Here is a 26,913-nt window from a genome sequence, read left to right on the forward strand (position 1 = left end):
AGAAGCAATCATGCCATTTCGTTCAGCATTAAGTGGGATTAACGCCGCGTCGGAAGATCTCAAGGTCATTGGTAACAACGTGTCCAATGCCAGTACCAGCGGTTTCAAGAAAGCGCGTGCCGAATTTGCCGATGTCTATGCGGCAACGCAGGGCGGATCGTCCAACGCCATCGGGTCGGGCGTGCGCCTGGCCTCGGTTAATCAGAATTTCGGGCAGGGCAACATCGAGTTTACCGATAACAAGATGGATCTGGCGATCAATGGGCGCGGGTTCTTCGTCCTGGATAACAACGGTACACGCGAATACACCCGCGCCGGATCTTTCCAGGTGGATCGGGAAGGCTATGTGACCAACAGCAGCAACAAACGCCTGGTGGTCAATAATGCGGACGAGGAAGGCAACATTACCGGTGATGTCGGTGCCCTGCGACTGGATAATTCCAATATCAAACCAAAAGCCACGTCACGGCTTGATGTGGGCATCAATCTCGATAGCGAGCAGACTCCGCCGACGACCCAGCCGTTCGATCCCGAAGTGTCCAATTCCTACAATCATTCAACCTCGCTGACGGTCTATGACTCTCTGGGTAACGGGCATCTGGCTACCATGTATTACGTCAAGGGCGAAGAACCCAATACCTGGGAAACGCACATGTTCGTGAACGGTAAAAGTGCCAAGGGCGAACAGACGCCACCGTATACCGGTGACACCCTGAAGTTTGACGGTTCAGGCGCGCTGGCATCTATTAATGGCGAGGCCGTGCCGCCGGGGATGGTGAGTTACAGCGGGATTGATGTCGGTGCCGGTGGCGATCCTCTGAATATTGATGTCAACCTGCTGTCCGCGACACCGACGACGCAGTTCGGCACCAAATTCAATGTGAACGCGCTGTCACAAAATGGTTTTACGTCCGGTCGTCTGAGCGGCTTTGATATCGATGATGCGGGCATGATCAAGGCGCGTTACAGCAACGGTCAGTCCAAGGTGCTCGGTCAGGTCAGTCTGGCTGATTTCTCAAACCCGCAGGGCCTGCGTCCACTTGGGGATACCACCTGGGCGGAAAGTTTTGCGTCCGGGGCGGCCCTGAACGGTACACCCGGTTCCGGCAGTCTGGGTTCGATCCAGTCCGGGGCCCTGGAAGGTTCGAATGTGGATCTGACCGGCGAGCTGGTCAAAATGATAACCGCGCAACGGAATTTCCAGGCCAACGCCCAGGTGATCACCACCGCGGATACCGTTACCCAGACCATTATCAATATTCGTTAAACGGATAAAGGCAGTCTGAAATGGATCGGATGCTTTATGTGGCCATGACCGGCGCCCGCCAGACCATGCAGGCGCAAACGGTGAATGCCAATAACATTGCCAACGTCAACACGACCGGGTTCCGGCAGGATCTGGCCGCCATGCGCAGCATGCCGGTCTACGGGCCGGGCATGCCCACCCGGGTTTATGGCATGACGGAAAAGCCGGGCACGGATCTGAATCCCGGTTCATTGATGACCACCGGCCGGTCACTGGATGTGGCACTCAAGGGGCAGGGCTGGATCGCCGTACAGGGGCAGGATGGCAATGAAGCCTATACCCGTGCCGGTGATCTGCAGGTCACCAGTACCGGCCTGTTGCAAACCGGTGCAGGGCATCTGGTGATGGGCGAAGCCGGTCCGATCAGCCTGCCGCCGAGCAGCAAAGTCGAAATTGGCGGTGATGGCACCATTAGTCTGATTGCGCAGGGTGATGAAGCGGCGAATATGCAGGAAGTGGATCGTATCAAGCTGGTCAATCCACCAGCGGATGAGCTCTACAAGGGCGAGGACGGTCTGATGCGCCTTGCCGAGGGGGAGCAGGCGCAGGCGGATGCCAATGTGCGGCTGGCCGTCGGCGCGCTGGAGTCGAGTAACGTCAATATTGCCGAGGCGCTGGTTAACATGATCGATCTGGCCCGGCAGTTTGAAATGCAGGTCAAGATGATGAAGACCGCCGAACGCAATGATCAAAAAGCGGCACAGATAATGCAAATGAGTTAATAACAGATTGATCAGGCGTAAGTGTGCGAACGATCCGGCTAGTGATTCCGGCAGATAAACAAATTTGGTAATGGAGAAGTGACATGAGCGGCGCATTATGGGTTTCAAAAACCGGTCTGGAAGCGCAGCAAAACCGGTTGAATGTGGTCAGTAATAACCTGGCCAACGTGAATACGACCGGCTTCAAACGGGACCGGGCGGTGTTCGAGGATTTGCTGTACCAGAATGTGCGCCAGGCCGGCGGACAAAGCAGCCAGGCGACCGAGTTGCCGTCCGGTTTGTCACTCGGCACCGGCGTGCGGACCGTCGCAACGCAGAAAATGCATACCCAGGGCAGCCTGGTGCAGACCCAGAATCCCTATGACATGGCGATTCAGGGGCAGGGCTTCTTTCAGGTACTGATGCCCAACGGCACCATGGCCTATACCCGCAGCGGTGAATTTCAGGTGAACAAGGACGGCGAGATGGTGACCTCGTCCGGCTATCGACTGCAACCGAATATCACCATCCCGGAAGATGCCACCAGTGTGACCATCGGTCGTGACGGGACGGTCTCGGCATTGCAGTCGGGCGATGCGGCACCCACTCAAGTCGGTACGATTGAGCTGGCCGATTTTACCAACCCGGCCGGATTACAGCCCAGAGGTGAAAACCTGTATGTCCAGACCGGAGCCAGTGGCGATCCCCAGACCGGGGCCCCGGATTCAGAGAACTTTGGTGCCCTGTTTCAGGGGTCCCTGGAAACTTCCAACGTCAATGTGGTGGAGGAGCTGGTGAATATGATCGAAACCCAGCGGGCCTATGAAATGAATTCCAAGGCCATCTCCACCGCCGATCAGATGTTGCAGTTTGCCAACAACAATCTTTAACAGGTGAGCCAGCATGAATAGCAAAATGATCCTTATGTTCGCCGGATGCCTGTTGCTGGCCAACGGCTGTACCTTTGTGCCGAAAAAAACCGCCGAGGAAAAAAGCTACGAACCCGCCGAGCCGATCGTGGTCAATGTGCCGCGCAAGGATAATGGCGCTATTTATCAACCGGGCATGCGGGTCAGCTTGTTTGAAAACCCGACAGCCAGCCGTGTCGGCGATATTCTGACTATACAACTGGAAGAGCAAACCAGCGCGAGCGCCAGCTCCAGTACCAACAGCGCCAAGGATCAACAGGTCGATATGCCCGGGCCGGAGCTGGCGGGGGATCAGGTGACCCAGAACGGCAAGCCGATATTGCAGAACAACCTGGGCGCCAACCGGCAATTTAACGGGCAGGGCGACAGTGAGATGAGCAGCTCGTTCGAGGGCACGTTGAGTGTCACCGTGCACAAGGTACTGGCCAACGGTAATCTGGTGGTCCGGGGGCAGAAAATATTGCTGCTGAACCAGTCCGATGAATATATCCGTTTTATGGGCATCGTCCGGCCTCAGGATGTCGAACCCGACAACACGGTCTCATCGCACCGGGTGGCGGATGTTCGGGTGGCCTATTCCGGCGAGGGGTTCATTGCCTCGGCCAACAGCATGGGTCCGCTGGCCCGATTCTTCCAGGGGCCGACCTGGCCGTATTAATCGACGATCATGCCACAGTATCAAGTTGAGGACAGACGCATGCTTTCCATAAAAGAACTGGGTTTTACGATTGTGGTCGGTCTGGTTTTTGTGCTCGGACTGTTGCCGGGGCTGGCTCAGGCGGAGCGCATCAAGGATGTGGCCAGGGTCGCCGGGGTGCGCAGTAACCAGCTGGTCGGTTACGGTCTGGTGGTTGGTTTGAATGGTACCGGTGACGGGGGCGGGCCGGCCGCGCAACAGAGCCTGCGTAATATGATGACCCGCCTCGGTGTACGTATCCCCGAAGGAGAGAATCTGGAAGCCGATAATGTCGCGGTAGTCAGCATCCATGCGGAGTTGCCACCGTTTTCCAAACCGGGCAAAACCATTGATGTCACAGTGTCCTCGGTCGGTGGCGCCGACAGCCTGCGCGGTGGCGCACTGTTGATGACCCCATTGCGCGGCGTGGATGACAATGTGTATGCCGTTGCTCAGGGTAACCTGATAGTCAGCGGTTTTGGCGCGGCCGGCAATGACGGTTCCAGCATAACCGTGAATGTGCCGACGGTCGGCCGCATTCCCAACGGGGCGACGGTGGAGCGCGTGGTGGATACGCCCTTCGGGCAGGAAAAGGAGCTGGTGCTGAATCTGCATCATCCCGATTTTACGACCTCGACCCGCATGGCCCGGGTGATTAATCGCGCGGTTGGCAAGGGTACCGCCCATTCGGTGGATCCCGGTTCGGTCAGTGTGAACGCCCCGACCGACCCGGCGCAACGGGTGGCGTTTGTTTCCATGCTGGAGAATCTCACTTTTACCCCGGGCGAGTCCCCGGCCCGGGTGATCGTCAATTCACGCACCGGCACCGTCGTGATCGGCAAACATGTCCAGGTGACGCCCGCCGCCGTGGCCCACGGCAGCCTGACCGTGACCATTACCGCCGATCCCATGGTCAGTCAGCCGGGACCGCTGGCGGGCGGGGAAACCGCCGTGGTACCGCGTACCGACATCGATGTGGAACAGGCCGACAGTCGGATGTTCAAATTTGCCCCCGGTGTCTCCCTGGATGAAATCGTCCGGGCCGTCAACGAAGTCGGCGCCGCCCCCGGCGATCTGGTCGCCATCCTCGAAGCCCTCAAGGAAGCCGGCGCCCTGCGCGCCGAGCTGGTGGTCATCTAAAACAGGTCCCAGGTTCAGGCCCCTGGAACTGAAATTACGACTGACACTTCATAGATGGGCCTCTGGAAAATAACGCAGAGGACGCAGAGTCGCGGAGCCGCAGAGTATGATTGCAAAGTTATTTCTCCGCGTCTTTGCGCCTCCGCGTCCTCCGCGTTAATGCCAGGGACTTGAAAAATGACAGTTACGCAGGTCACGTTGGCAATAGTCTACGTGACATACCTTGAACCTGAGCAAGGGTGCCAGGTAGCGCGGCGCGCAACCGGGCCTACAACCTGACACTTCCTGAATGGGTCTCTGGGAAATAACGCAGAGTTCGCAGAGGCGCGGAGTCGCAGAGGATGAATGAAAAAGTATTTTCTCCGCGTCTTTGCGCCTCTGCGCCCTCCGCGTTAATGCCAGGGACTTGAAAAATGACAGTCACGCTGGGATAGCCTGAGAACTGGCTCCCTGAATATTGGCATGCTTACTGCATATTCCAGAGTATGTTAAATCAACAACCCCCCGTTGCCGGCCTTTCGCAGGCGTCCAGCTATACGGATATGGCGGATCTGTCGCGTCTGCGTTATCAGTCGCAGCAGGATCCACGCGCGACCCTGCGCGAGGTGGCCAAGCAGTTCGAGGGGGTGTTTATGCAAATGGTGCTCAAGAGCATGCGCGAGGCGAGCTTTGGCGATCCGATTTTCGATAGCAATCAGAGCGAGCTGTATCGCGACATGTTCGACAAGCAGATATCCCTGGAGATGACCCGGGGCCAGGGGCTGGGGCTGGCCGACAATCTGGTGCGGCAGCTGGATCAATATTTGCCGCCTGGCGGCGAATCCTCGCCGGTTCAGCGTCAGCCGGCGACGGCCGCCAGTCTGCCGGCGGTCAGTCTTGCGCCATCGATGCCAGCCCGCCAGAGCCAGTCCGACGGGGTTCAAAAGGCCCGGCCGGATCTGGAATTCGAGAGTCCCGAGGAGTTTGTCGAGACGCTGTGGCCGTTGGCCCGGTCAGCAGCGCAGGAGCTGGATGCGGCACCGGAAGCGCTGGTGGCACAGGCGGCGCTGGAAACCGGCTGGGGCAAATATATGTTGCGCCATGGCGATGGTCAGCCAACGTTCAATCTGTTCAATATCAAGGCCGGGCAGGAGTGGCAGGGCGACAGGGTCATGAAGCAGACGCTGGAATACCGCGACGGTCTGCCGGTGCAGGAGCGGGCGCCGTTTCGGGCCTACGATTCGCTGGAAGAGAGCTTCCACGATTATGTGGCGTTTTTGCGCAGTAATCCCCGTTATGGCGAAGCCCTGCAACAATCGGCTTCACCGGAACAGTTTGTCCGTTCCCTGCAACGCGCCGGTTATGCCACGGATCCCGAGTATGCCGACAAGATACTCGACATTATGCAGCGTCATGTCCTGCAGCAGCCCGTGGCCCGACAGGATGTCGAGCATGTACAGGCGACCGGTTAACCGATAAGAGGCAACGACGATTATGGCCAGTGGTGATTTGCTCGGTGTCAGTGTTTCGGGGGCGTTAGCGTCACAGCGCGCCCTGGCCACGACCGGCCACAACATTGCCAATGCCAATACCGAGGGCTATTCCCGCCAGCGGGTGGACCTGGGAACACGCACGCCCCAGCTGGCCGGCAATGGCGCCATCGGCACCGGTGTGACCGTGAATAACGTCGAGCGGGTGTATGACGATTTTGTCGCCGGCGAGGTACGCACCAATACTTCGGCCGACAGCTCCCTGCGCGCCAATTATGAATACACCAGCCAGGTGGATAACTTGCTGTCCGATCCCAACGCGGGCCTGGCCCCGGCGCTGCAAAGTTTCTTTTCCGCCGTTAACGGGGTTTCCGAAGATCCCTCTTCCACTTCGGCGCGCCAGGTCATGTTGAGCGAGGCCCAGTCCCTGTCGGATCGCTTCCAGTACATGCACAATCGTTTCGATACCCTGCGCGAAGGGGCTACGTCCGAAATGAAAAGCGTGGTGACCGATATCAATGACCTGGCCGAATCCATCGGGAAAATCAACGATACCATCATCAATGCCCAGGAAATGAGTGGTCAGCCCCCCAGCGATCTGCTCGATCAGCGGGATCGGATGGTGCAGAAACTGTCTGAACTGGTTTCGGTTCGGGTCAGCGAACAGGATGACGGTCGTATGAATGTGTTTATCGGAAACGGCCAGACGCTGGTGGTGGGCAGCGAAGTCTCCGAGATGGCGATCGAGAAAAGCCGTTTCGATCCCAATCATGCCGAAATTGTTTTCAAAGGCAATGCCAGCGATTCGGTGATCACCAAGTTTATCTCCGGCGGTCGTCTGGGTGGCATTCTGGAATTTCGCAACGGCGTGCTGGATCCGGCCCAGAACGAACTGGGCCGCATTGCCGTGGGCATTGCCAAGACATTTAATGAACAGCATCGCCTTGGCATGGATCTGGAAAGCAAGCTGGGTGATAACTTCTTTACCGAAGCCGAGGAACTGGCGCCCAACATTCTGCCCAACGGTCGTAACCAGGGCGATTACAAGATCAGCGCCGAGATTACCGATATCGACAAGCTGACCACCAGTGATTACGAACTCAGTTATCGCGACGGTAAATACCGCCTGGTGCGAATGCTGGATGACAAATTGCTCGGTGAATACGACAAGATGCCAGGGCATATCGAATCGGAAGGGTTTCGAATCAATCTGGAGGAAGGGAGCCGGATCGTCAATGGCGACAGTTTTGTGATTCGTCCGACCCGGCGCGGCGGGGAAGTATTCTCCCCGCTGGTGAAAAACACCAAATACATTGCTGCGGCCTCGCCGGTACGCACCGAAGCACTGGTCAGCAACCAGGGCAATGCCGAGATCAGCGCGGCAGTGGTCGAGGATACCAGTCACGCGGCATTTGCCCAGGGCAACAAGCTCAATCCGCCGTTTGCCGTTCGTTTCGTGGATGACACCCATTACGAAATTCTGGATAACAGCGGCAACGCGATTCCGATCAAAAAATCGGCCCGTCCGGCGCAGCCGGCCATCAGCGCCAATGAAAAAGGCGGTGGTCCCGCCACGCCGGCCGAACCGGCCCAGCCGCCTGAACTGACGACCCGTATCCCGTACGACCCCGACAAGGGGGCCGACGTCTTCCCCACACCGGATGGCCAGGATTACGGTTTTCGGGTGCGGATTACCGGTAAGCCCAAAGCCGGGGATGTGTTCCGTATCGAGTTTAACAAGGATGGGGTTGGCGATAATCGCAACGCCCTGGAACTGGCCCGCCTGCAAAGCAAGCCGGTGCTGGATAATGGCAGCAGCGATTATTCGGAAGTCTATTCCCAGCTGGTTTCACGCGTGGGCAGCAAGACCCACGAACTGGAAATCAATCGCGATGCGCAGAAACTGTTACTGGATCAGGCCATAGAGCGTAAACAGGCGGTTTCCGGTGTCAATCTCGATGAAGAAGCGGCCAAGATGGTGCGGTACCAGAATCTCTATCAGGCCAATGCCCGGGTCATGGCCACCGCCAACAAGTTGCTCGAAGAGCTGATCAACGCCTTCCGGTGATATGACGATGCGTATCTCTTCTCATCAGGCCCAGCAAACCGCAATCAATGCCATGCTTGAGCAGCAGGAAAAACTCAGCAAGGTGCAGGAGCAGGTTGCGACCGGTCAACGTATCGCCAAACCGTCTGATGATCCGATCGCCGCGGCGAAGATTGTCAACTTGCGTGATGTGCTGGAAACCGTGCAACAGTATCAGGACAACATCAATGCCGGTCGTGCCCGCCTGGAACTGGAAGAGGGGGTGTTGCAGAACGTGACCGATATTCTGCAACGGGTGCGTGAACTGGCGGTGATGTCCAATAACGACAGCCAGACCAACGAAAACCGGGAATTCATCGCGCAGGAAGTCGAGCAATTACAGGAAGCACTGCTGGGGCTGGCCAACTCCACCGATATCAACGGCGAATACATGTTTGCCGGCAGCAAGAGCAAGTTCACCCCCTTCACCCGCAATGAAACCAACGGTTTTGATTATGACGGGGATGATGGCCAGCGCCAGATAATGATCGGTCCAAACCGGGTCATCCCCACCGGCGATCCCGGGAGCCGGGTATTTCGCAACATCAAGGATGGCAACGGCGATTTCGTCACCCTGGATGATCCGGGTAATAAGGGGTCGGGGGTGATCGATCCCGGCAGTACCACCGGCGAATACAAGGGCGGCACCTATGCGATCATTTTCGAAACCCGCAAACTGCCGGACAATGAACAGGAGATTACCTACAAGGTGATCGACGGAGAGGGGAAGGAAGTCGTCCCGGCCGGCACGCCGTATCAGGAAGGGTCGGCTATCCGTTTTGCCGGGGTGCAGACCAAGGTCGAAGGCGAGCCGGTCGATGGCGACTTTTTCGTGATCCGCCCGAGCATGAACCAGGATATGTTCACGACCATCCAGCGTTTTATCGACGCGCTGCGCAATGAAAATGACAGCCAGGCCCAGGCCAATACGGCCTTGCACAACGAGATTAACCGGACCCTGGAGGGCATGGACAGCGCGCTGGGAAGTATCCTCGACGTGCGGGCCGATGTCGGTGCCCGGCTCAATGCCATGGACGGACAGCAGGAGATCAACGAATCCCAGCAACTGCAGATCCGCGAGATCCTCTCCGAAGTCGAAGACCTCGACTACGCCAAGGCCGTCAGCGACCTCAACCTCAAACTCACCGGCCTCGAAGCCTCCCAGAAAGCCTATACCCGCGTTCAGGGCATCTCCCTGTTCAACCACATCTGATCATTTCTCTCAGCCTCTGGAAAATAACGCAGAGGTCGCAAAGGCGCCAAGAACGCAAAGAACTTAAAGAAATTTGTGATTCCTTGAACTACCAGAAAAGTTCAGCGCAAATAATCACAAAGTGATTCTGGATGCCTTCATTTATTGGCGTCTATGGCCGTAATTTGTGCCTTTGAAGTTTTTTCTTCGCGCCCTTTGCGTCTTTGCGTCCTTTGCGTCCTTTGCGTTTCTTCCACTTGGCCGGATAAGTGACTATTTCGGCTGAAAAGTCAGACTTTGTTTAAGAAAATTTCGGAATTTTTCGGTTTTTCAGTGACTTGAGGCCGGCAAAAATTTTCCGCCCGACCCTATAAAACCCCCGTACCGGGACGCTAGTGCCAATGGGAGCGGTGAATACAGGCCAAAGCCCGTATATCCGCTAGGTATTTTGTCCCGGTATCCTCGCAGTGAGAGCCGGGCAGAGCAAAGTAGGAGAGTGCGTCATGCCTCAAGTTATTAACACCAACATCATGTCGCTGAACTCGCAGCGCAACCTGAACCGGTCGCAGGAAGATCTGCAGGTATCGCTGCAGCGTCTGTCTTCCGGTCTGCGTATCAACAGCGCCAAGGACGACGCCGCGGGTCTGGCGATTTCCGAGCGGTTCACTTCGCAGATTCGGGGTCTGAATCAGGCAGTACGTAATGCCAACGACGGGATTTCCCTGGCCCAGACGGCCGAGGGGGCACTGGCCGAGAGCAGCAATATTCTGCAGCGTATTCGCGAACTGGCGGTTCAGTCGGCCAATGCCACCAACTCCGCCTCGGATCGTCAGGCCCTGCAGTCGGAAGTGGGCCAGCTGGTTTCCGAGCTGGATCGGATTGCCACGTCCACCGAGTTCAACGGCCAGAAACTGCTGGACGGCACTTTCGGTTCGGCCATTTTCCAGGTCGGCGCAAATGCCAACCAGACTATCCAGACCACGACCGGTAACTTCCGCACCAACCAGTTCGGTAACTTCCGGGTGGAAGGGGTTGAGACTTCCGGTACGAGTACACAGCGGATCGCCGGTGAAGAGCTGAAGGTTTCCGGCTCGCTGGGTAGCGAGACCTTCCAGATTGATGCCGGTACCAGCGCCAAGAAGATCGCCGAGATAGTCGATGCCAAGAGCGATGCGACCGGGGTCAAGGCCTTTGCCAAGACTGAAGAGATGATCTCCTTCAGTGAAGCCGGCGCCTATGTGCTGGATGTCAAATCGGATAACGATGAGGCCCAGCAAATCTCCTTCACCATCAGTGGTACGGAAGGCAACAATGGTCTGGCCGGAGCGGTCTCCGCGTTCAACGACGTGGCTTCCAGAACCGGCGTGACCGCGCGCGTCAGCGATGATGGTCAGGGCGTGGTCCTGATGAACAACACCGGGGAGAATATTTCCCTGAGTGAAATCACCAACAACAATAATGCCGGTTCTGTCACCGTGGGTGAGGCTGAGATTCCTGCCGGTGGTGGTGAAGGTGGTGAAGGTAGTGCAACGGCGCATATCACTGGTCAGGTGGTCTTTGACTCCACCAAGTCCTTCAGTGTCAGTGGCAATGCCGGTCAGACTGTCGCCGAGGCCACCGAGGCGTCCAAGCTGAATGCCGTGGCTGACCTGGATATCAGCTCCGTGCAAGGCGCCAACCTGGCGATGCAGACCGTGGATGCCGCATTGGCTACCGTGAGCAATCAGCGGGCCGAGTTCGGTGCGATCCAGAGCCGTTTCGGTTCCACCATCGCCAACCTGTCGACCAATGCAGAGAACCTCACGGCAGCCCGGTCCCGGATCCGCGACGCGGATTACGCCAAGGAGACCGCCGAGCTGACCCGCGCGCAGATTCTGCAGCAGGCCGGTACGGCAATGCTGTCGCAGGCGAATGTACAGCCGCAGAACGTCCTGAGCTTGCTCCAGTAAGCTCATATCCTGTGAACCCGGAGGACACTGTAGCCGGTCCTCCACACAGAGAGAGGTGACGTTATGGCAACACATTCAATCGCCAGTGTGGTCGTGCAGGTGAGTGCGGCGGAGTCCCGCGGTACCTCGACCGATGCCACAGGCAAGGTTGCCGAAACACGGCAAGTTGTTGCCGGTGACAGCCTCGGTGTCCAGGCGGAAAGCCGGGAGCTCGAGATGTCACCGGAGGCATTGGAGGAGGCCGTTAGCCATCTGAAAGAGTACGTGCAGTCCCTGCAGCGCAATATGGATTTCAGCGTTGATGACAAAACAGGACGTTACGTGGTCAGGGTGGTTGATTCACAGACCCAGGAGCTGATTCGCCAGATACCTTCGGAGGAGATGCTGGCCATTTCCCGGAATCTGGCGGATTTCCTCGAGGAGGCGGAACAACGCCGGGGATTTCTGGTGGAGCTGAAAGCCTGACAGGGTGGCATTGCAATTGCATAGCAATCTTGCAGGTCGATCTGCCCGGCCCAAAAGCCGGGCAGATCATCAGTTCATTGTGAATTAACCGAGGTACTTTATGCCAACCATTTCATCAGCAGGGATCGGCTCCGGCATCGATGTGAATGGACTGGTTGAGCAGCTGGTGGCGGCGGAGGGAGCCCCCGTCAAAAAACGACTCGACCGCAAGGAAGCGGAACTCCAGGCAGGTTTGTCTGCCATGGGGACATTTAAAGGCGCGGTTTCCGAGTTCCAGGCTTCGCTTGCGGGGCTACGGGACTCGGAAACCTTCAACGCCATCAAGGCCAATGCGGCGAACGAAGGGGTAGTCAGCGTGAGCGCGTCCAACCAGGCCCAGACCGGTGAATACGATCTCGAAGTCATTGAGCTGGCCAATGCGCACAAGGTGGCGACCGATACGTTCGATTCCGCCAACAAATTTTTCGGCAGCGGGCGAATCACACTTCAGCTCGGTGCCTATGATTCCGACAGCAATACCTTTCAAAGTAATCCCGATAACGTGCCGGTAACCATTGACATTGATCCGGACAAGGCTTCCCTGCGCGACATCGCCGTGGCGATCAACGATTCCGAGGCACCGATCCGGGCCTCGGTCATGAATGACGGTAACGGTTATCGAATGGTTTTAAGCGCGGAGCAACCCGGCAGCGATAACAGCATTCGCGTTCAGGTCGAGGACAGTGATGGTAATGACGGCGATCTGAGCGGTCTGTCCAACCTGGCTCTCGACCCGATCGGACAGCGCGGTCGCGGTAATAATCTGCAGCAGGTGGCGGCCGCCAGCGATGCCCGGGTGCGGGTCGAGGGTATCGATATCCAGCGTGCCTCGAATGATTTTGAGGATGTGATCCCCGGCGTCAGCTTCAGTTTGCAACCGGGGGCCGCCGGCAGCAGTACCCGTCTTGATGTGCAACTGGAAAGCCGGGATGTAGTCGCGGCCATTGAGGGGTTTGTTAAAAAATACAACGAGATGATCCAGGTGGTGGAACAGCTGACCGGTTTCGATCCGGAAACCGAACAGGCCGGCCCGCTGTCGGGCGATGCATCGATTCGTGGCGTGGTCAGTATGTTACGCCGGGAGATCGGTACCGATTTTTCCGGGATTAACGAACAGTTTCCGTCGCTGGGCAGTATCGGGATCGAAACCAATCGCGATGGCACCCTGACACTGAACAGTGGCCGCCTGCAACAGGCGATTGCCAGTAACCGCCAGGAAGTGGTCAACCTGTTTGCCCGGGCCGGCTCGGCCGACGATCCCGGGGTGACCTTCCTCGCCGCCGGCGAAGCGACCGAGCCGGGGGCGTATGATCTGGACATTACCCGGCCGCCGGCGCGGGGTGTGCTGAACGGGCGCGCGTTGATGCAGGAGGGCCCGCTGGTCCTCAATGATGCCGATAATCGTCTCAGCTTGCGGGTCGACGGTATCGCCTCGGGGGCCCTGTCGCTGGAACCCGGCACCTATAACGCTCTGCCGCAGCTGGCCACCCGGTTGGAGGCGGCGATCAACAGTGATCCCATGTTCAAACGCAACGATGTCGAGGTCAGCGTCAGGGCCGAGCAGGGGCGATTGCAGATCCTCTCCGCTAGTTATGGCAGCAATTCACGGGTCGAACTGACCGACATCTCGCCGTCACTGAGTCGGATCACCGGTCTGGCACCGGGCAAAGGCGAATCCGGTGAGAATGTGGCCGGACGACTGGGCAGCCTGGGCGGGCGCGGCAATGGCCGGCAACTGGAAGGCATGGGCCCTGTTGAAGGCTTAACGATTCAGGTTGAAGGCAATCAGACCGGCAATCGCGGCCAGGTGATCTTCTCCAACGGCGTGGCCGCCAGGCTGGATCAGCTGCTCGGCAGTGTGCTGGATGAAGACGGGATTTTGACCGTCAGGAGCGAAGGCTTCAACGAGCGCCTCCAGTCGATTGGCGAAGAGCGGGAAAAACTGGCCCGGCGTCTGGCGGAAACCGAGGAACGTTACATGAAGGAGTTTACCGCCATGGACGCGACGGTAGGCAAGATGAAAGCCACCAGTAAGTACCTCAGTCAGCAGCTCGGTTCGCTGCCGGGTGCCACACAGGGTAATAGCAAGGGACCAGGCAACAGCTAAGGTACGGGTCCGCGATTAATAACGCTGCAAGGCAGCAACCACATCACCCAACAGCAGGAGTGTCGTGATGAACAGGGCAAAACTACATAGTGCCGTTAAACACTACAACAGCATTGGTGTTTCCAGTGGTGTGGAATCGGCGGATCCGCATCGTCTCATCCAGATGTTAATGCATGGCGCACTGGAAAAAATCGCCACCGCCAAGGGGCATATGGAACGCGGCGAAGTGGCGCAAAAAGGCGGCCATATCAGCTGGGCGATTTCCATTATCGATGGCCTGCGCGCCAGTCTGGATCTCGAGTCCGGCGGCGAGATCGCCCAGAATCTGGACGATCTGTATGATTACATGACCCGGCGTCTGGCCCGGGCCAATGTGGAGAATGATCCGGTCCTGCTGGATGAAGTCTCTTCACTGATGAAATCGATCAAAAGCGCCTGGGACGAACTGCCCGTCATGCAGGAAGGCGCCGCGGCCTCCAACGTGGATGCGATGCGCTCCTGAAGCCATGTGTGCTGAAGCGGTAAAATACTATCTTTCGCCCGGGCACTATGCCCGCAAGGTCTTGCATCTGACCCGCAGTATGCGCCAGCAGGCCGGGGAGTCCAACTGGCAGGTTTTCGCCGAGCTGGAACAGGAGCGTCAGACCATTATCGAACAGTTGTTCGATCATCCGCAGATGCCTGGCGCGCTGCACGATATTCAGCACCTGCTGCAGGATGTGATCGACATCGATCGCGAGTCCATTGCCCTGGGTGAAGCGGAAAAAAAACGTCTGGGAGACTATCTCGGCCAGCGCAAGCAGGCCCGCCAGGCCGTGAAGCTCTATCGCCATCACAGCGGGTGATATACTGGGCCTATGAATGCAACCCGCGACGAATGTCTGTCCGACGGGGTGGTGGTGACGCCGGGGGTAGGGCTCCTCTGGCATGACGATCCCCTTGATCCGGCCGCCTGTTACGATCATAACCTCACGACCTTTTTGCTGCTGGATTCCCTGCTCGATGCGCCGACGGGCAGTGAAAGCGGCGAGCGCGACAATGAGGCATTTCAGGCGCTGGAGGCCAAGCTGGACCTGCTGATTCAGCTGGTCACCCGGTTACTGGGTCAACAACAGCCCCTGCCTCCCGAACAAACCGTGCGCCTGGCGGCGAGCGGCATCGAATGGCAAAGCCCCACACCGCTTCCCCCACTGGGCTGGCTGGAGCTGTTTCTCGAACCGCGACTACCCCGTGCGCTCAAACTGCCAGTGGAAAACCGCCAGGATGAACTGGAACCCGGGGTGTGGCGAATCTGTTCCCGCTTTGCCTTCCTGGAGGAGGAGATCCGCGCCCATCTCGAGAAATGGGTCTTCCGTCGTCATCGGCGGGAAATCGCCCACCAGCGCCAGGGCCGTTCCTGAACACGCTATCATATATAGGCCGGCCGACAGACAGGCCGTTGGGATCGTGTTGTTGCCCTTATCTGCGGCAATGTCTTCGAAGGTGAACTTTTTGTTAACCGGGCGACAATATTTTGACATGCTGCCAGGCACTGATTAGTATTTGTCTAAAATCTAACAAACCACAAAATTTATCGGTTAATGCGCTCTTGTGAATAATCCAGCCGACGATCATCTGCCCCACAAAGACCCGAACAAACTGGCACAGCATATGTTGCTGGTCGATTGCGACGATGAGCGAGCCGAAGAGGTGAGCTTGTTATTCGATTTCATCGATTACGGCAGTGTCCAGCGTTGTGACTACGGACAGTGGGAAGCGGCCAATCATAACGATGTGCAACTGGATGTCATTGTTCTGGGCCGCCATCCGGCGGATGCCACCACGCTGGAAGAACTCAAGGCGCTGCACGAATACTTTGCGTGGGAGATTCCCATTCTGCTGGTCAGTGAGCGCGGCAATCCCGACAGCGACAGCCGTTTTGCCGGGGGCTATATCGCCGGCAAGATCGAATATCCTCTCAAATATCGCCAGCTCTACCACGCCCTGCACCAGGCCGATATCCATCGGCGCCAGGTCGAACAGCCCGGCAGCGGATCCCAGACCCTGTTTCGCAGCCTGGTGGGCAAAAGTGCGGCGATTCGGGATGTGCGCAAGCAGATCGAGCAGGTGGCCGGCACCGATGCCAATGTTCTGATTCTCGGGGAATCGGGGACTGGTAAGGAAGTGGTCGCGCGAAATCTGCATTATCATTCCGGCCGCCGGCAAAAACCCTTTGTGCCGGTCAATTGCGGCGCTATCCCGCCCGACCTGCTCGAAAGTGAGCTGTTCGGGCATGAAAAAGGCGCCTTTACCGGCGCCCTGACCGCCCGCCAGGGTCGCTTTGAGATGGCGCGCGGCGGGACCCTGTTTCTGGATGAGATCGGTGATATGCCGTTGTCCATGCAGGTCAAGCTGCTGCGGGTGATTCAGGAGCGGGTGTTCGAGCGGGTGGGCAGCAACAAAAGCATCGAGGCGGATGTGCGGATTGTCGCCGCGACGCACCGCAATCTCGAAGAGGAGATCAGTGCCGGCCGTTTTCGCGAAGATCTCTATTACCGGTTGAATGTGTTTCCCATCGAAATGCCGCCTCTGCGCGAGCGCCGGGGGGATATCCCGCTGCTGATTGGCGAGCTGGTCACCCGTATCGAGCACGAACAGCAGCGTTCGGTGCGTTTCACCCGGGCGGCGCTGGCGGCGCTGAGCGACTATGAGTGGCTGGGCAACGTGCGCGAGCTGGCCAATCTTATCGAGCGGCTGGTGATTATGTTCCCCAACGGGCTGGTGGATGTGCGGGATCTGCCGGAAAAATACCGCGACGGTATCGAAGTCGAGACGCTGGAAGACGAGGAGATGGCGGACGATGCGCTGGAACTGGAAGCAGAGCCACAGTGGCGGGTGAGCGAGGAACTGGCGCGCCTGCCGAGCGACGGCCTGGATCTGCGCGAACATCTGCAGGAAATCGAATATGCCCTCATCAAACAGGCACTGGACGATGCCGAAGGGGTGGTGGCGCATGCCGCCAAGCGTCTGAATATGCGTCGTACCACCCTGGTGGAAAAAATGCGCAAGCTCGGCCTGCAACGGGCCGAAACCGCCTGAATCGTCCTGTTTGGCGGTGACAGGATTTTGACCCCCGCCGATTTCAAACTCTCAACTTATTGAATTTCAATAAAAACTGATTCAGGCATGGTTCTTGCTCCGGGTTCCCTGTGTGTCAATTTTGGCGTCATAGGAATGCAACCGGACAACAACCGTATGGCAGAAGAAACCCCCAGCCAGTCCCGGGCCCTGGAAGAAGCGTTCAATACCTTCAACCAGCTCTCCCGCCAGCTGACCGAGTCTTACCGCTTGCTGGAATCGCGGGTGACCGAGCTGAACCAGGAACTGGCCGCCGCGCATGACGAGCGGTTTCGCGAACTGACCGAAAAGGAGCGGCTGGCCAACCGCCTTGCCCTGTTGCTGGATGTGCTGCCCGGCGGGGTGGTGGTGCTCGACGGTGAGGGCCAGGTCCAGGAACACAATCCCGCCGCCGGTGAGTTGCTGGGCGAACCGTTGCTGCAACAACCCTGGTCCGCCGTGATTGACCGGGCCTTTGCGCCGGGGCCGGATGATGGCACCGACGTCTCGTTGTGCGATGGGCGCCGGGTGAACATCTCGACCTGTCCGCTGGGCGCCGAGCCGGGCCAGATCCTGTTGCTGATGGATGTGACCGAAATCCGGCGTATGCAGGATCGTCTCAATCAGCAACAACGTCTGGCGGCCATGGGCGAGACCGCCGCCTCCCTGGCACACCAGATTCGCACCCCGATCGCCTCGGCCTTGTTGTATGCCTCGCAACTCAAACGCCAGACCCTCAAAGACGAGGATCGCATTCATGCCGCGGAGAAAATCTTCTCGCGCCTGCGCCATCTGGAGCAGGTGATCGACAACATGCTGATGTACGCCCGGCGCGGTACCGTCAGCGAGGAAGCGTTTACCGCCGGTGATTTGTTCCGGGACCTGCAGGCGAATCTCGAAACCAGCCTGCGTCACAGCGCTATCCAGTTCGAATCTTATGACGACAGTGACGGTTGCGTGATACAGGGTAACCGTCAAATGTTGCTCAGCGGGTTGCTGAACCTGGCCATGAATGCGATTCAGGTGATGCCCGACGGGGGCCGTCTGACACTGCGCGCCGAGCGCGATGAATCCTCGCTGGTGATCCGGATCAGCGATACCGGCCCGGGAATTCCGGCCGACAAACAGAAGGAAATCTTCAGCCCCTTCTATACCACTCGCAAGGACGGCACGGGACTGGGCCTGGCCGTGGTGGAGGCGATCACCCGCAACCACAAGGGACGGATTGAACTGGAATCGCAGCCCGGCGAGGGCACGACGTTTATTTTGTATCTGCCGGTCCAGGCCGATGCCCGGCAACAAGCGGGCGGACAGCTGGCCGGGCAACTGGCATAACTTAACAAGGAGGCAGAGATGACTGCATCCAGCATACTGGTCGTGGAAGATGACGATGCCCTGGCGGAAGCGTTGCAGGACACCCTGAAGCTCGCCGGCTATGAGAGCGTACTGGCCGCCAACGGGATCGAGGCATTGCGGGCGATGGAACAGCAGCACTTCGATATCGTGGTCAGCGATATCAACATGCCGAAGATGGATGGCGAAACCCTGCTCAAACGACTGCGCAGCCAGTACCCCGATACCCCGGTCATGTTGATGACCGCTTACGGGACGATTCAGCAGGCGGTGGATGCCATGCGCGAAGGCGCCGCCGACTATCTGGTCAAGCCTTTCGAGGCTGAAGTGCTGGTCAACATGGTGGGGCAGTACATCGGTCAACCGGAGGCCGAAACCGACATGGTGGCCGTGGCACCGGCTTCCCGGGAACTGGCCGCCATGGCACGCAAGGTGGCCGACAGCGATGCCACGGTCATGATCACCGGCGAAAGCGGAGTTGGCAAGGAAGTCCTGGCGCGCTTTGTTCATCAACATTCGAGCCGCGCCGAACAGCCGTTTGTGGCGATTAACTGCGCCGCGATTCCCGAGAATATGCTGGAAGCCACGCTGTTCGGTTATGAAAAGGGCGCCTATACCGGTGCCTACAAGGCCAGTCCCGGCAAATTTGAACAGGCCCAGGGGGGCACCCTGTTACTGGATGAAATCTCGGAAATGGATATCGGCCTGCAGGCCAAGTTGCTGCGCGTGTTGCAGGAGCGGGAAGTAGAACGTCTGGGCGGCAACAACGTGATTCAGCTGGACGTCCGGGTACTGGCGACCTCGAACCGGGATATGCGTCAGGTGGTGGCCGAAGGCCGTTTTCGCGAGGATCTGTTTTATCGCCTGAATGTCTTTCCCCTGCATCTGCAACCGTTGCGCGAACGCCTTGAGGATATCGGTCCGATCGCCGAGCGTTTGCTGGAAAAGCAGGCGCGTAACGAGGGACGCATGATTCCGCGACTGGATGAGGCCGCGCTGCAACGTCTGCAAAGCCACACCTGGCCTGGCAATATCCGTGAACTGGATAACGTGATGCAGCGGGCCATGATTTTGCAAAGCGGCGAAGTAATCGAGACCGGTGATATTCATTTTGAAACGGCCACGGTCCCTGTCCAGGAGACCCCGGCGGTTACACCGGTTTCAGCTCCGGCTGTGACATCGCAACCCGCGCCGGCTGCGCAGTCTGAGGTGGAAGACGAAGCGGATGTTGATTCGCTGAATCAGGATCTGCGGCATCGCGAATGGGATTTGATCCTGAACGCCATCAAAAAATATGGCAGCCGCAAGGCCACGGCCGAGCAGCTGGGTATCAGTCAACGCACCTTGCGCTACAAACTGGCCAGAATGCGTGAGGCCGGGATCCGCGTTCCCGAAGCCAGCGGCTTTGAAACCGCCTGAATGAAACAGAACGACCCAAGACGGAGAGTGAACCGATGAGCAACACGACGATTACCCCCGATATGCTGCTGGCCCAGATGCGGTCCATGGCGGCCCAGGCCCAGGGTGCGCAGAGCCAGGGTCTCCAGGCCAATCAGGAGACAGTCAATGGCCAGTCCGACTTTGCCGATCTGCTCAAACAGTCCATCAATGAAGTGAACAACGCTTCACAGGAAGCCAAGCGGCTGACCGATGCCTTTCAGCAGGGCGATCCCAATGTGCAGTTATCCGAGGTGATGATTGCCAAGCAAAAGTCCAGTGTCGCGTTTGAGGCGATGCTGCAGGTGCGTAACAAACTGGTTAACGCTTACCAGGAAGTCATGAATATGCAGGTGTAAGGCGTGAGGGCGTCAGGTCGCGAGGTAGTGAGTTCGTGAGATCGCGAGTTTGTCAGGAGGTCGAGGGAATGCAGGTTGTTCGATAACAACGCTTCGTATCGCTGCCCTGAAACTGAACTTAATTATTTAACAATATGACAGTACACGATTATGGATCTTGTCAAAGCTGAACAACTCAATGCGCCGTTTCAGGGGATGGTTAACCTGCCCGTGCTGAAACAGGCCGGGTTGCTGGTGGGCCTGGCCGCCAGTATTGCGCTGGGTGTGGCGATCGTGCTGTGGTCCCGCAGTCCCGATTACAGCATTCTTTACAGCAGCGTCACCGGCCAGAGCGCCCAGGAGATGGTCCAGGTACTGTCGGGCGCGGGAATCGATTATCGGCTGGATCCCGACAGCGGCACCTTGATGGTGGACAGCGATAAATTGCATCAGGCCAAGCTGAAACTGGCCGCGGCCAATCTGACCCAGACTGATGGCGTCGGCTTCGAGTTACTCGAAGATGCGGACGGGTTCGGTTCCAGCTCGTTTATGCAAAATGCCCGTTTTCATCGCGCCCAGGAAGGCGAGCTGGCCCGTACCATCAGTTCGATTACGGCCGTGCAGACTGCGCGGGTGCATCTGGCCCTGCCCAAACAGTCGGCGTTTATTCGCAGTCAGCGCCAGGCCAGTGCCTCGGTGATGCTCAAATTACGCCCGGGTCGGCAACTGGAAAAACAGCAAATCAACGCGATCGTCAATCTGGTCTCGTCCAGTGTGCCGAACATGATCGCCTCGGACGTCACCATCGTTGATGATCAGGGGCGCCTGTTGTCCTCCGGCAAGGATCAGGAAGGGCTGGCCCTGACCGCCAGTCAGTTCGATCACACCCGCAAGGTGGAAGACTCCTACGCCAGCCGGGTTGAAAACATACTAACTCCGCTGGTGGGACGGGAGAATGTTCGCGCCACGGTCAGTGCCGATCTCGATTTTACCCGTACCGAGTCCACCCGCGAGGCCTATAACCCCGATGCGCCGGCGGTACGCAGTGAACAGTCGTTTGAAGAAGAGGTTAACGGTCCGGCCATCGCCGGCGGGATTCCGGGGGCGTTGACCAACACGCCGCCGGGGCAGGCCCGGGCGCCCGAGGAGGCCGATGCCGCGGCGGGCGAACAGGTTCAAACCGAGGAGTCCGGCCAGGTTACTCGCCGCTCGACGCGCAACTATGAGCTGGATCGCACGATCAGTCACAGCCGCAATGTGCCCGGTTCCATACGCCGGCTCTCCGTTGCCGTGGTGCTGGATGTTAAACAGGTCGCTGACGATGAGGGTAATCCGGTCGCGACACCCTATACCGATGCGGAGCTGGCCCGCTTTACGACACTGGTCAAGGAAGCCGTCGGGTTTAACGCGGTGCGCGGCGATTCGGTGCAGGTCATCAACGCCGAGTTTACCCCGCCGGTACAACTGGAGGAGGTCCCGGCCGAGTCGTTCTGGGAGAAACCGGGCTTCTGGTCGATTCTCAAGCAAGTGGGTGGCGCGCTGCTGGCTCTGTTAATCTTGTTTGGTGTGCTGCGTCCGGTCATGCGCAGCCTGGCGAGTCATCGTCCGACCCGGATCGTTGACCCCCAGACCGGTGAGGAACTTTCCGAGGACCAGCTCAGTCTCTCCGGCGGGGGTGGCGGACAGCCCCGTTTGCCCAAGGCGGCAACCTATGAAGATAATCTGAACATGGCCCGGCAACTGGCCGCCCAGGAACCTAAACGCGTGGCCCAGGTGGTCAAAAGCTGGCTGGACGATAAATAAGGTCGCGGCAGGATAGCAATCGATATGGCAGAAGCAGATTCCAAAGGCAAACACATCAGCGGCACGGAGCGTGCCGCCGTGTTGTTGATGACACTGGGCGAGCAGGATGCGGCGGCCATTCTCAAGCACATGAGCCCCAAAGAGGTCCAGCGGGTCGGCGAGGCCATGGCCGCCATGAGCAATGTCAACCGGGAAACGGTGGATCACGTGCTGGCGCAGTTTTGCGACACGGTGGATGAGCAGACCGAACTGGGTATTGGCAACGAGGACTATCTGCGTAATGTGCTGGTCAACGCCCTGGGCGAGGACAAGGCCGGCAATGTGATCGATCGCATCCTCATGGGCCACAATGCCAAGGGGCTGGAGACCCTCAAGTGGATGGAACCGCGGGCCATTGCCGAACTGATTCGTCTCGAGCATCCGCAGATTATCGCGATCGTCCTCTCCTATCTGGAAAGCGATCATGCCGCCGAAGTACTGGCGGCGTTACCGGAGAATATGCGTACCGATGTCGTTATTCGGGTGGCCACCCTCGATGGTATCCAGCCCAGCGCCCTGCATGAACTTGACGAGACGCTGGAAAAACAGTTTGCCGGTCATGCGGACAGTCTCAAGTCGGCCGGTGTCGGTGGTATCAAGACGGCCGCCAACCTGCTCAACTTTGTCGACACCAGTGTCGAATCGCAAATCATGGATCTGGTCAAGCAGCAGGACGAGGAGCTGGGCCAGAATATTCAGGAACAGATGTTTGTCTTTGATAATCTGGTGGATGTGGATGACCGCGGCATCCAGGCGCTGTTGCGCGAAATCTCTTCCGAGAATCTGATCGTGGCGTTGAAGGGCGCCGACGAAAACGTTAAAGACAAGATCGTCAAGAATATGTCCAAACGGGCTTCCGAGATGTTGCTCGACGATCTGGATGCCAAGGGGCCGGTCCGGCTCAGCGAAGTGGAGATCGCACAGAAGGAGATTCTCACGGTTGCACGGCGCATGGCCGAGTCGGGCGAGATCTCGTTAGGCGGCAGCGGCGATGACTTCGTCTAAGGTGTCCGACAATCAGCAGTCCGCCTATGAGCGTTGGGAACTGCCCAATGTGCATGACGACGCCATGCCACGTTCCCCGGCTACCGCCTCGCAACTGGAAGCCGTTCAGCAACAGGCCTATGAAGAAGGCTTTGCCCAGGGCAAGCAGGAAGGCTTCGACAAGGGGCTGGCCGAGGGGCAGGAGGAAATCCGGAGCCGGGTTGAACAACTGGAACGGTTGATGTCGGCGTTGACCGAGCCGTTTACCGAACTGGATGAGCAGGTGATCGAGCAGACCGGTCAACTGGCCATGTCTGTCGCGGAGCATGTGATTCGCCGTGAACTGAAAACCGAGCCGGGGCAGGTGATTGCCGTGGTACGCGAGGCCGTCAATGCCCTGCCGGTCAGTGCCCGCAATATCCGGGTTCAGTTACACCCCGAAGACGCCCAGCTGGTGCGCGAAGCGCTGTCCCTCAATGAAACCGATAACGACAACCGGTTATGGCAGGTGGTGGAAGAACCGCTGATCAGTCGTGGCGGCTGCAAGGTGGTGGCGGAAAACTCGACCATCGATGCCACCATCGAAAAACAGATCGCCAGAATCTCAGCAGCCGTGTTTGGCGGGGAGCGTGTCAGCGATGGCGACGATTCCGACAACTGAGCGCAGTGATCAATGGCGACAGGGCCTCGCTACCCTGTCAGGGCGCCTGCAACAGGTGGAAACCCTGATCGTCGAAGGGCGGCTGAGCCGGATGGTCGGTCTGACCCTCGAAGCGGTCGGCTGTCAGTCGGTGATCGGGGCGCGTTGTCTGGTTGAAAGCGAAGACAGTGACAGCATAGAAGCCGAGGTGGTCGGGTTTGCGGGCGAAAAACTGTTTTTGATGCCGACCGGCAATATTCATGGTATCCATCCCAATGCCCGGGTGATTCCCACCAATCGCGTTTATGAAACGGTCGTGGGGGATGGTGTGCTGGGACGAGTGCTCGACGGTGCCGGCAAACCGCTGGACGGACAGGGGCCTTTGATGGCGTCCGAACGCATGCCACTGACCGGCAAACCGATCAACCCGCTGGAACGTGCCCCGATCAGCGCCCCGCTGGATGTTGGTGTGCGCGCCATTAATGCCTTGTTAAGCGTCGGTCGCGGCCAGCGCATGGGGCTGTTTGCCGGCAGCGGGGTCGGCAAGAGTGTCCTGCTGGGCATGATGACCCGCTATACCGCCGCGGATGTGATCGTCGTCGGCATGATCGGCGAGCGCGGCCGGGAGGTGAAAGAATTCATTGATAATATTCTCGGTCCCGAAGGTATGGCGCGTGCCTGCGTGGTGGCGGTGCCGGCGGACCAGACACCGGTGATGCGCATGCACGGTGCTTTTCTGGCTACCAGTATTGCTGAATATTTTCGCGATCAGGGCAAGCATGTCCTGTTGCTCATGGACTCGCTGACCCGTTTCGCCCAGGCCCAGCGGGAAATCGCCCTGGCCATTGGCGAGCCGCCGGTCACCAAGGGCTATCCGCCGTCGGTCTTCGCGCGCATGCCGCAACTGGTTGAGCGGGCCGGTAACGGCCCGGCCGGCGGCGGTTCGATTACCGGGTTTTATACGGTGCTGACCGAAGGCGACGATCAACAGGAACCGATCGCCGATGCTTCGCGCGCAATCCTCGACGGGCATATCGTGCTGTCGCGCCAACTGGCCGAGTCGGGGCATTATCCGGCGATCGATGTGGAGGCCTCTATCAGTCGGGCAATGAATGCGATTGTCTCGAACGAACAGCAACAGATAGTGCAGCGGTTCAAACAGCTGTATTCCACTTATCAGCGTAACAGCGATCTGATCAGTGTCGGCGCCTACACCCGAGGCACTGATACCCGCATCGATGAGGCGATCGCCATGCATCCGAAATTGATGGCGTTTCTGCGCCAGGATATGCAGCAGCCGACTAACTGGCAGGACAGTCTCAATCAGCTGGAGCAGCTATTGTCTGAACCGGCGAATACACCGCAACCGGAAGTCCCGATGGTGACGATCTGAGATGAAAAAATCCGAGCGTATCAAATCGCTTATGCAGCTGGCGGAAAAACAGGAACAGCAGGCCGTGCGCGATCTGGGCCAGGCGCAACAGCAAATGGAAGCCCAGCAGACCAAACTGGAAGAGCTGCGCGTATACCGCGAGGAGTACCGGCGGCGCTTTTTACAGGATGGCGAGCAGGGGATCACTGGTTCCCAATTGCAACATTTCCAGGCTTTCATGGGCCAGCTGGATCAGGCGATCGAAAATCAGCACCAGGTGGTTGAACAACTGGCCGTGCAGTGCCGGCAACAAACCGATCATTGGCAACAGCGCCATCAACAGACCCGTATCCTGGACAAGACCCGGGATCGCTTCGCGCGCCACGAACGTCATCAGGCCGAACGGCAGGAACAGCTTGAAAATGACGATCTGGCCGGGGCCCGGCACCGGCACAAGCCTACCGATTGACGACCGCGCCGGGCACGGAGGTCAATCACCAGTGGCTAGCTACTGGCCCCTGACCCTTGGCCCTGGATTTTGGCATACCCCTTGCAGTTACCCAGACAAACCGCTGTGGAGAACACTTTCATGTCTGAAGCTGCAATGATGTTGCTGTCGGGGAAACCGCCTGCCAAAGCTCAGGGCACCGCCGAGAACGCGCGCCAGGGCGAGGCGGGAACGCAACCCGAGGGCGCGGCGCCGCCGCCATTGTTCGGCGGTCTGCTGCTGAAAATGCTGAATACCGACGGGGAGCAGGCGGCGCTGCAATTGCCGCCCGCGGCAACCGACGGGGAGGCAAGCGGCAACAGCTTGCCGTCACAATCGCCGGCCATCACTTGGTCGGCACTCATGGTCTGGGATGATTTACCGCGTACTGACGGGCAGGCTGTTTTGCCCGCCGGTGGGCTGCCTGACGCCATGTCAGGCCGTGACGCCGGGGCGGCCGCCAGTTTCCTGTTACGCCAGGCCAATCCGCTGCAACAGGGGACACAAGGCGAGATGCCGGGTCATGTCGGCAGCAGCGCATCTCAAAATAGTGATGCGCTTTTCAACCAGAATCTGCTCAAGCTCCTCACCGAGCAAACCAGCAATCGCGTGGTCGATCCCCGTCAACCGGCGACCTTGCTGAGCGCCGCGGAGAATACCGAAACAGGATTGAGCAGTTCGCTATCCCTGAACGCGGGGTCTTCTTCCTCGCAGCAGGGGCAGTTCAATCAAATGCTGGCGGGGCTCGGCGGGATGAATAACGGCGCGGGGCAACGTCCCGAAATGCAGCTGCCGCCGATGAACGTGTCACCGCAGCACCCGAACTGGAGTAACGGGATTGGTGAGCGGATCCAGTGGATGGTGGGCCAGAACATGCAACGGGCTGAAATTCGTCTTGAGCCTCCGGAACTGGGCTCTCTGGAACTGCGGGTGACGATCAATCGGGATCAGGCCAGTTTGAATATTAGCGTGGCCAATGCCCAGGTGCGGGATGCGGTGGAAGCCGCGGCCCCCCGGTTACGGGAAATGTTTGGCGAGGTCGGTCTGGATCTGGGCGATGTGAATGTTTCCCAGGAATCGTTTGCCGAACAGCAACAGACCGGCGACAACCCCGATGGCCAGGGCCAGGCGCTCGCCCATGGTGATGAGCCCGGGACCGATAGTGACTCCTCCACCGTCGCGGGAGAAAGCCGTCTCAATTCGAACGACAACGGATTACTGGATCTTTATGCCTGACCCGGCGGTGATGGGCCGCTGTGACGACGGTTTTGCGGGCCTGACATCAAACGGCGGCGGATTCATGAC

The 26,913-nt window shown here is 58.5% G+C and carries 24 protein-coding genes; all 24 read left to right on the top strand.

Annotated elements, in window-relative coordinates; all coding sequences use genetic code 11:
• The first annotated feature begins 10 nt into the window (after nucleotides 1-10).
• The 24 genes from flgE to U5K34_RS01480 all read left to right on the top strand — a co-directional run bounded on the left by flgE (nucleotide 11) and on the right by U5K34_RS01480 (nucleotide 26,844).
• Entirely contained in the window at nucleotides 11-1,267 is a 1,257-nt protein-coding gene (gene flgE, locus U5K34_RS01365; RefSeq protein ID WP_322566741.1) for a flagellar hook protein FlgE, read from the top strand.
• Between the two features lie 20 nt (nucleotides 1,268-1,287).
• Nucleotides 1,288-2,028: a flagellar basal-body rod protein FlgF gene (gene flgF / locus U5K34_RS01370; protein WP_322566742.1), complete on the top strand. Its 741-nt coding sequence runs from the start codon at nucleotides 1,288-1,290 to the stop codon at nucleotides 2,026-2,028.
• Between the two features lie 83 nt (nucleotides 2,029-2,111).
• Nucleotides 2,112-2,897 carry a flagellar basal-body rod protein FlgG gene (flgG, locus tag U5K34_RS01375; RefSeq protein ID WP_322566743.1) on the top strand — a complete coding sequence of 262 codons (786 nt, stop codon included), beginning with the start codon at nucleotides 2,112-2,114 and terminating at the stop codon, nucleotides 2,895-2,897.
• Between the two features lie 13 nt (nucleotides 2,898-2,910).
• On the top strand, nucleotides 2,911-3,594 hold the full coding sequence (locus U5K34_RS01380) for a flagellar basal body L-ring protein FlgH (protein ID WP_322566744.1): 684 nt from the start codon (nucleotides 2,911-2,913) through the stop codon (nucleotides 3,592-3,594).
• A gap of 39 nt (nucleotides 3,595-3,633) precedes the next feature.
• Entirely contained in the window at nucleotides 3,634-4,752 is a 1,119-nt protein-coding gene (locus tag U5K34_RS01385) for a flagellar basal body P-ring protein FlgI (RefSeq protein WP_322566745.1), read from the top strand.
• A 542-nt stretch (nucleotides 4,753-5,294) separates the two neighbouring features.
• Nucleotides 5,295-6,203, top strand: coding sequence for a flagellar assembly peptidoglycan hydrolase FlgJ (flgJ, locus tag U5K34_RS01390; RefSeq protein WP_322566746.1), 909 nt, complete (start codon nucleotides 5,295-5,297; stop codon nucleotides 6,201-6,203).
• 22 nt (nucleotides 6,204-6,225) lie between these two features.
• Nucleotides 6,226-8,289, top strand: coding sequence for a flagellar hook-associated protein FlgK (gene flgK / locus U5K34_RS01395; protein ID WP_322566747.1), 2,064 nt, complete (start codon nucleotides 6,226-6,228; stop codon nucleotides 8,287-8,289).
• 7 nt (nucleotides 8,290-8,296) lie between these two features.
• Nucleotides 8,297-9,520 (top strand): flagellar hook-associated protein FlgL, encoded by a 1,224-nt coding sequence (gene flgL, locus U5K34_RS01400; protein ID WP_322566748.1) that lies wholly within the window; start codon nucleotides 8,297-8,299, stop codon nucleotides 9,518-9,520.
• Nucleotides 9,521-10,002: 482 nt separating this feature from the next.
• Nucleotides 10,003-11,448: a flagellin gene (locus tag U5K34_RS01405; RefSeq protein WP_322566749.1), complete on the top strand. Its 1,446-nt coding sequence runs from the start codon at nucleotides 10,003-10,005 to the stop codon at nucleotides 11,446-11,448.
• Nucleotides 11,449-11,511: 63 nt separating this feature from the next.
• The gene (locus U5K34_RS01410; protein WP_322566750.1) at nucleotides 11,512-11,913 is read left to right on the top strand and encodes a flagellar protein FlaG; all 402 of its coding nucleotides are present in this window, start codon (nucleotides 11,512-11,514) and stop codon (nucleotides 11,911-11,913) included.
• 100 nt (nucleotides 11,914-12,013) lie between these two features.
• Entirely contained in the window at nucleotides 12,014-14,059 is a 2,046-nt protein-coding gene (gene fliD, locus U5K34_RS01415; protein ID WP_322566751.1) for a flagellar filament capping protein FliD, read from the top strand.
• A 67-nt stretch (nucleotides 14,060-14,126) separates the two neighbouring features.
• Nucleotides 14,127-14,561 carry a flagellar export chaperone FliS gene (gene fliS / locus U5K34_RS01420; protein ID WP_322566752.1) on the top strand — a complete coding sequence of 145 codons (435 nt, stop codon included), beginning with the start codon at nucleotides 14,127-14,129 and terminating at the stop codon, nucleotides 14,559-14,561.
• Between the two features lie 4 nt (nucleotides 14,562-14,565).
• Nucleotides 14,566-14,904 (top strand): flagellar protein FliT, encoded by a 339-nt coding sequence (locus U5K34_RS01425; RefSeq protein ID WP_322566753.1) that lies wholly within the window; start codon nucleotides 14,566-14,568, stop codon nucleotides 14,902-14,904.
• Nucleotides 14,905-14,916: 12 nt separating this feature from the next.
• Nucleotides 14,917-15,459, top strand: a complete 543-nt coding sequence (locus U5K34_RS01430) for a PilZ domain-containing protein (RefSeq protein WP_322566754.1) — start codon at nucleotides 14,917-14,919, stop codon at nucleotides 15,457-15,459.
• 250 nt (nucleotides 15,460-15,709) lie between these two features.
• Nucleotides 15,710-17,137, top strand: a complete 1,428-nt coding sequence (locus U5K34_RS01435; protein ID WP_416223990.1) for a sigma-54 dependent transcriptional regulator — start codon at nucleotides 15,710-15,712, stop codon at nucleotides 17,135-17,137.
• Between the two features lie 156 nt (nucleotides 17,138-17,293).
• A complete protein-coding gene (locus tag U5K34_RS01440; protein WP_322566756.1) occupies nucleotides 17,294-18,490 on the top strand; it encodes a sensor histidine kinase in 1,197 nt (398 codons plus the stop codon).
• A gap of 18 nt (nucleotides 18,491-18,508) precedes the next feature.
• Nucleotides 18,509-19,927, top strand: coding sequence for a sigma-54 dependent transcriptional regulator (locus tag U5K34_RS01445; RefSeq protein WP_322566757.1), 1,419 nt, complete (start codon nucleotides 18,509-18,511; stop codon nucleotides 19,925-19,927).
• Between the two features lie 35 nt (nucleotides 19,928-19,962).
• The gene (gene fliE, locus U5K34_RS01450) at nucleotides 19,963-20,304 is read left to right on the top strand and encodes a flagellar hook-basal body complex protein FliE (protein WP_322566758.1); all 342 of its coding nucleotides are present in this window, start codon (nucleotides 19,963-19,965) and stop codon (nucleotides 20,302-20,304) included.
• A gap of 150 nt (nucleotides 20,305-20,454) precedes the next feature.
• Entirely contained in the window at nucleotides 20,455-22,086 is a 1,632-nt protein-coding gene (fliF, locus tag U5K34_RS01455; RefSeq protein ID WP_322566759.1) for a flagellar basal-body MS-ring/collar protein FliF, read from the top strand.
• A gap of 24 nt (nucleotides 22,087-22,110) precedes the next feature.
• Complete coding sequence (fliG, locus tag U5K34_RS01460) at nucleotides 22,111-23,130, top strand: flagellar motor switch protein FliG (RefSeq protein WP_322566760.1); 1,020 nt, start codon at nucleotides 22,111-22,113, stop codon at nucleotides 23,128-23,130.
• Nucleotides 23,117-23,770 carry a flagellar assembly protein FliH gene (locus U5K34_RS01465; RefSeq protein ID WP_322566761.1) on the top strand — a complete coding sequence of 218 codons (654 nt, stop codon included), beginning with the start codon at nucleotides 23,117-23,119 and terminating at the stop codon, nucleotides 23,768-23,770. Before fliG ends, U5K34_RS01465 begins: the two co-directional genes overlap by 14 nt.
• Nucleotides 23,748-25,142: a flagellar protein export ATPase FliI gene (gene fliI, locus U5K34_RS01470; protein ID WP_322566762.1), complete on the top strand. Its 1,395-nt coding sequence runs from the start codon at nucleotides 23,748-23,750 to the stop codon at nucleotides 25,140-25,142. The genes U5K34_RS01465 and fliI overlap by 23 nt, the downstream gene beginning before the upstream one ends.
• Before the next feature lies 1 nt (nucleotide 25,143).
• On the top strand, nucleotides 25,144-25,590 hold the full coding sequence (fliJ, locus tag U5K34_RS01475; protein ID WP_322566763.1) for a flagellar export protein FliJ: 447 nt from the start codon (nucleotides 25,144-25,146) through the stop codon (nucleotides 25,588-25,590).
• A gap of 120 nt (nucleotides 25,591-25,710) precedes the next feature.
• Entirely contained in the window at nucleotides 25,711-26,844 is a 1,134-nt protein-coding gene (locus tag U5K34_RS01480) for a flagellar hook-length control protein FliK (protein WP_322566764.1), read from the top strand.
• The last annotated feature ends 69 nt before the right edge of the window (nucleotides 26,845-26,913 follow it).

The organism is Thiohalophilus sp., assembly GCF_034521165.1.
Lineage (GTDB): Bacteria > Pseudomonadota > Gammaproteobacteria > UBA6429 > Thiohalophilaceae > Thiohalophilus.

Bases quoted from the DNA above. Each gene is read 5' to 3' on its own strand.
- flgE (WP_322566741.1), top strand. From the start codon at position 11: ATGCCATTTCGTTCAGCATTAAGTGGGATTAACGCCGCGTCGGAAGAT.
- flgF (WP_322566742.1), top strand. From the start codon at position 1,288: ATGGATCGGATGCTTTATGTGGCCATGACCGGCGCCCGCCAGACCATG.
- flgG (WP_322566743.1), top strand. From the start codon at position 2,112: ATGAGCGGCGCATTATGGGTTTCAAAAACCGGTCTGGAAGCGCAGCAA.
- U5K34_RS01380 (WP_322566744.1), top strand. From the start codon at position 2,911: ATGAATAGCAAAATGATCCTTATGTTCGCCGGATGCCTGTTGCTGGCC.
- U5K34_RS01385 (WP_322566745.1), top strand. From the start codon at position 3,634: ATGCTTTCCATAAAAGAACTGGGTTTTACGATTGTGGTCGGTCTGGTT.
- flgJ (WP_322566746.1), top strand. From the start codon at position 5,295: ATGGCGGATCTGTCGCGTCTGCGTTATCAGTCGCAGCAGGATCCACGC.
- flgK (WP_322566747.1), top strand. From the start codon at position 6,226: ATGGCCAGTGGTGATTTGCTCGGTGTCAGTGTTTCGGGGGCGTTAGCG.
- flgL (WP_322566748.1), top strand. From the start codon at position 8,297: ATGCGTATCTCTTCTCATCAGGCCCAGCAAACCGCAATCAATGCCATG.
- U5K34_RS01405 (WP_322566749.1), top strand. From the start codon at position 10,003: ATGCCTCAAGTTATTAACACCAACATCATGTCGCTGAACTCGCAGCGC.
- U5K34_RS01410 (WP_322566750.1), top strand. From the start codon at position 11,512: ATGGCAACACATTCAATCGCCAGTGTGGTCGTGCAGGTGAGTGCGGCG.
- fliD (WP_322566751.1), top strand. From the start codon at position 12,014: ATGCCAACCATTTCATCAGCAGGGATCGGCTCCGGCATCGATGTGAAT.
- fliS (WP_322566752.1), top strand. From the start codon at position 14,127: ATGAACAGGGCAAAACTACATAGTGCCGTTAAACACTACAACAGCATT.
- U5K34_RS01425 (WP_322566753.1), top strand. From the start codon at position 14,566: ATGTGTGCTGAAGCGGTAAAATACTATCTTTCGCCCGGGCACTATGCC.
- U5K34_RS01430 (WP_322566754.1), top strand. From the start codon at position 14,917: ATGAATGCAACCCGCGACGAATGTCTGTCCGACGGGGTGGTGGTGACG.
- U5K34_RS01435 (WP_416223990.1), top strand. From the start codon at position 15,710: ATGTTGCTGGTCGATTGCGACGATGAGCGAGCCGAAGAGGTGAGCTTG.
- U5K34_RS01440 (WP_322566756.1), top strand. From the start codon at position 17,294: ATGGCAGAAGAAACCCCCAGCCAGTCCCGGGCCCTGGAAGAAGCGTTC.
- U5K34_RS01445 (WP_322566757.1), top strand. From the start codon at position 18,509: ATGACTGCATCCAGCATACTGGTCGTGGAAGATGACGATGCCCTGGCG.
- fliE (WP_322566758.1), top strand. From the start codon at position 19,963: ATGAGCAACACGACGATTACCCCCGATATGCTGCTGGCCCAGATGCGG.
- fliF (WP_322566759.1), top strand. From the start codon at position 20,455: ATGGATCTTGTCAAAGCTGAACAACTCAATGCGCCGTTTCAGGGGATG.
- fliG (WP_322566760.1), top strand. From the start codon at position 22,111: ATGGCAGAAGCAGATTCCAAAGGCAAACACATCAGCGGCACGGAGCGT.
- U5K34_RS01465 (WP_322566761.1), top strand. From the start codon at position 23,117: ATGACTTCGTCTAAGGTGTCCGACAATCAGCAGTCCGCCTATGAGCGT.
- fliI (WP_322566762.1), top strand. From the start codon at position 23,748: ATGGCGACGATTCCGACAACTGAGCGCAGTGATCAATGGCGACAGGGC.
- fliJ (WP_322566763.1), top strand. From the start codon at position 25,144: ATGAAAAAATCCGAGCGTATCAAATCGCTTATGCAGCTGGCGGAAAAA.
- U5K34_RS01480 (WP_322566764.1), top strand. From the start codon at position 25,711: ATGTCTGAAGCTGCAATGATGTTGCTGTCGGGGAAACCGCCTGCCAAA.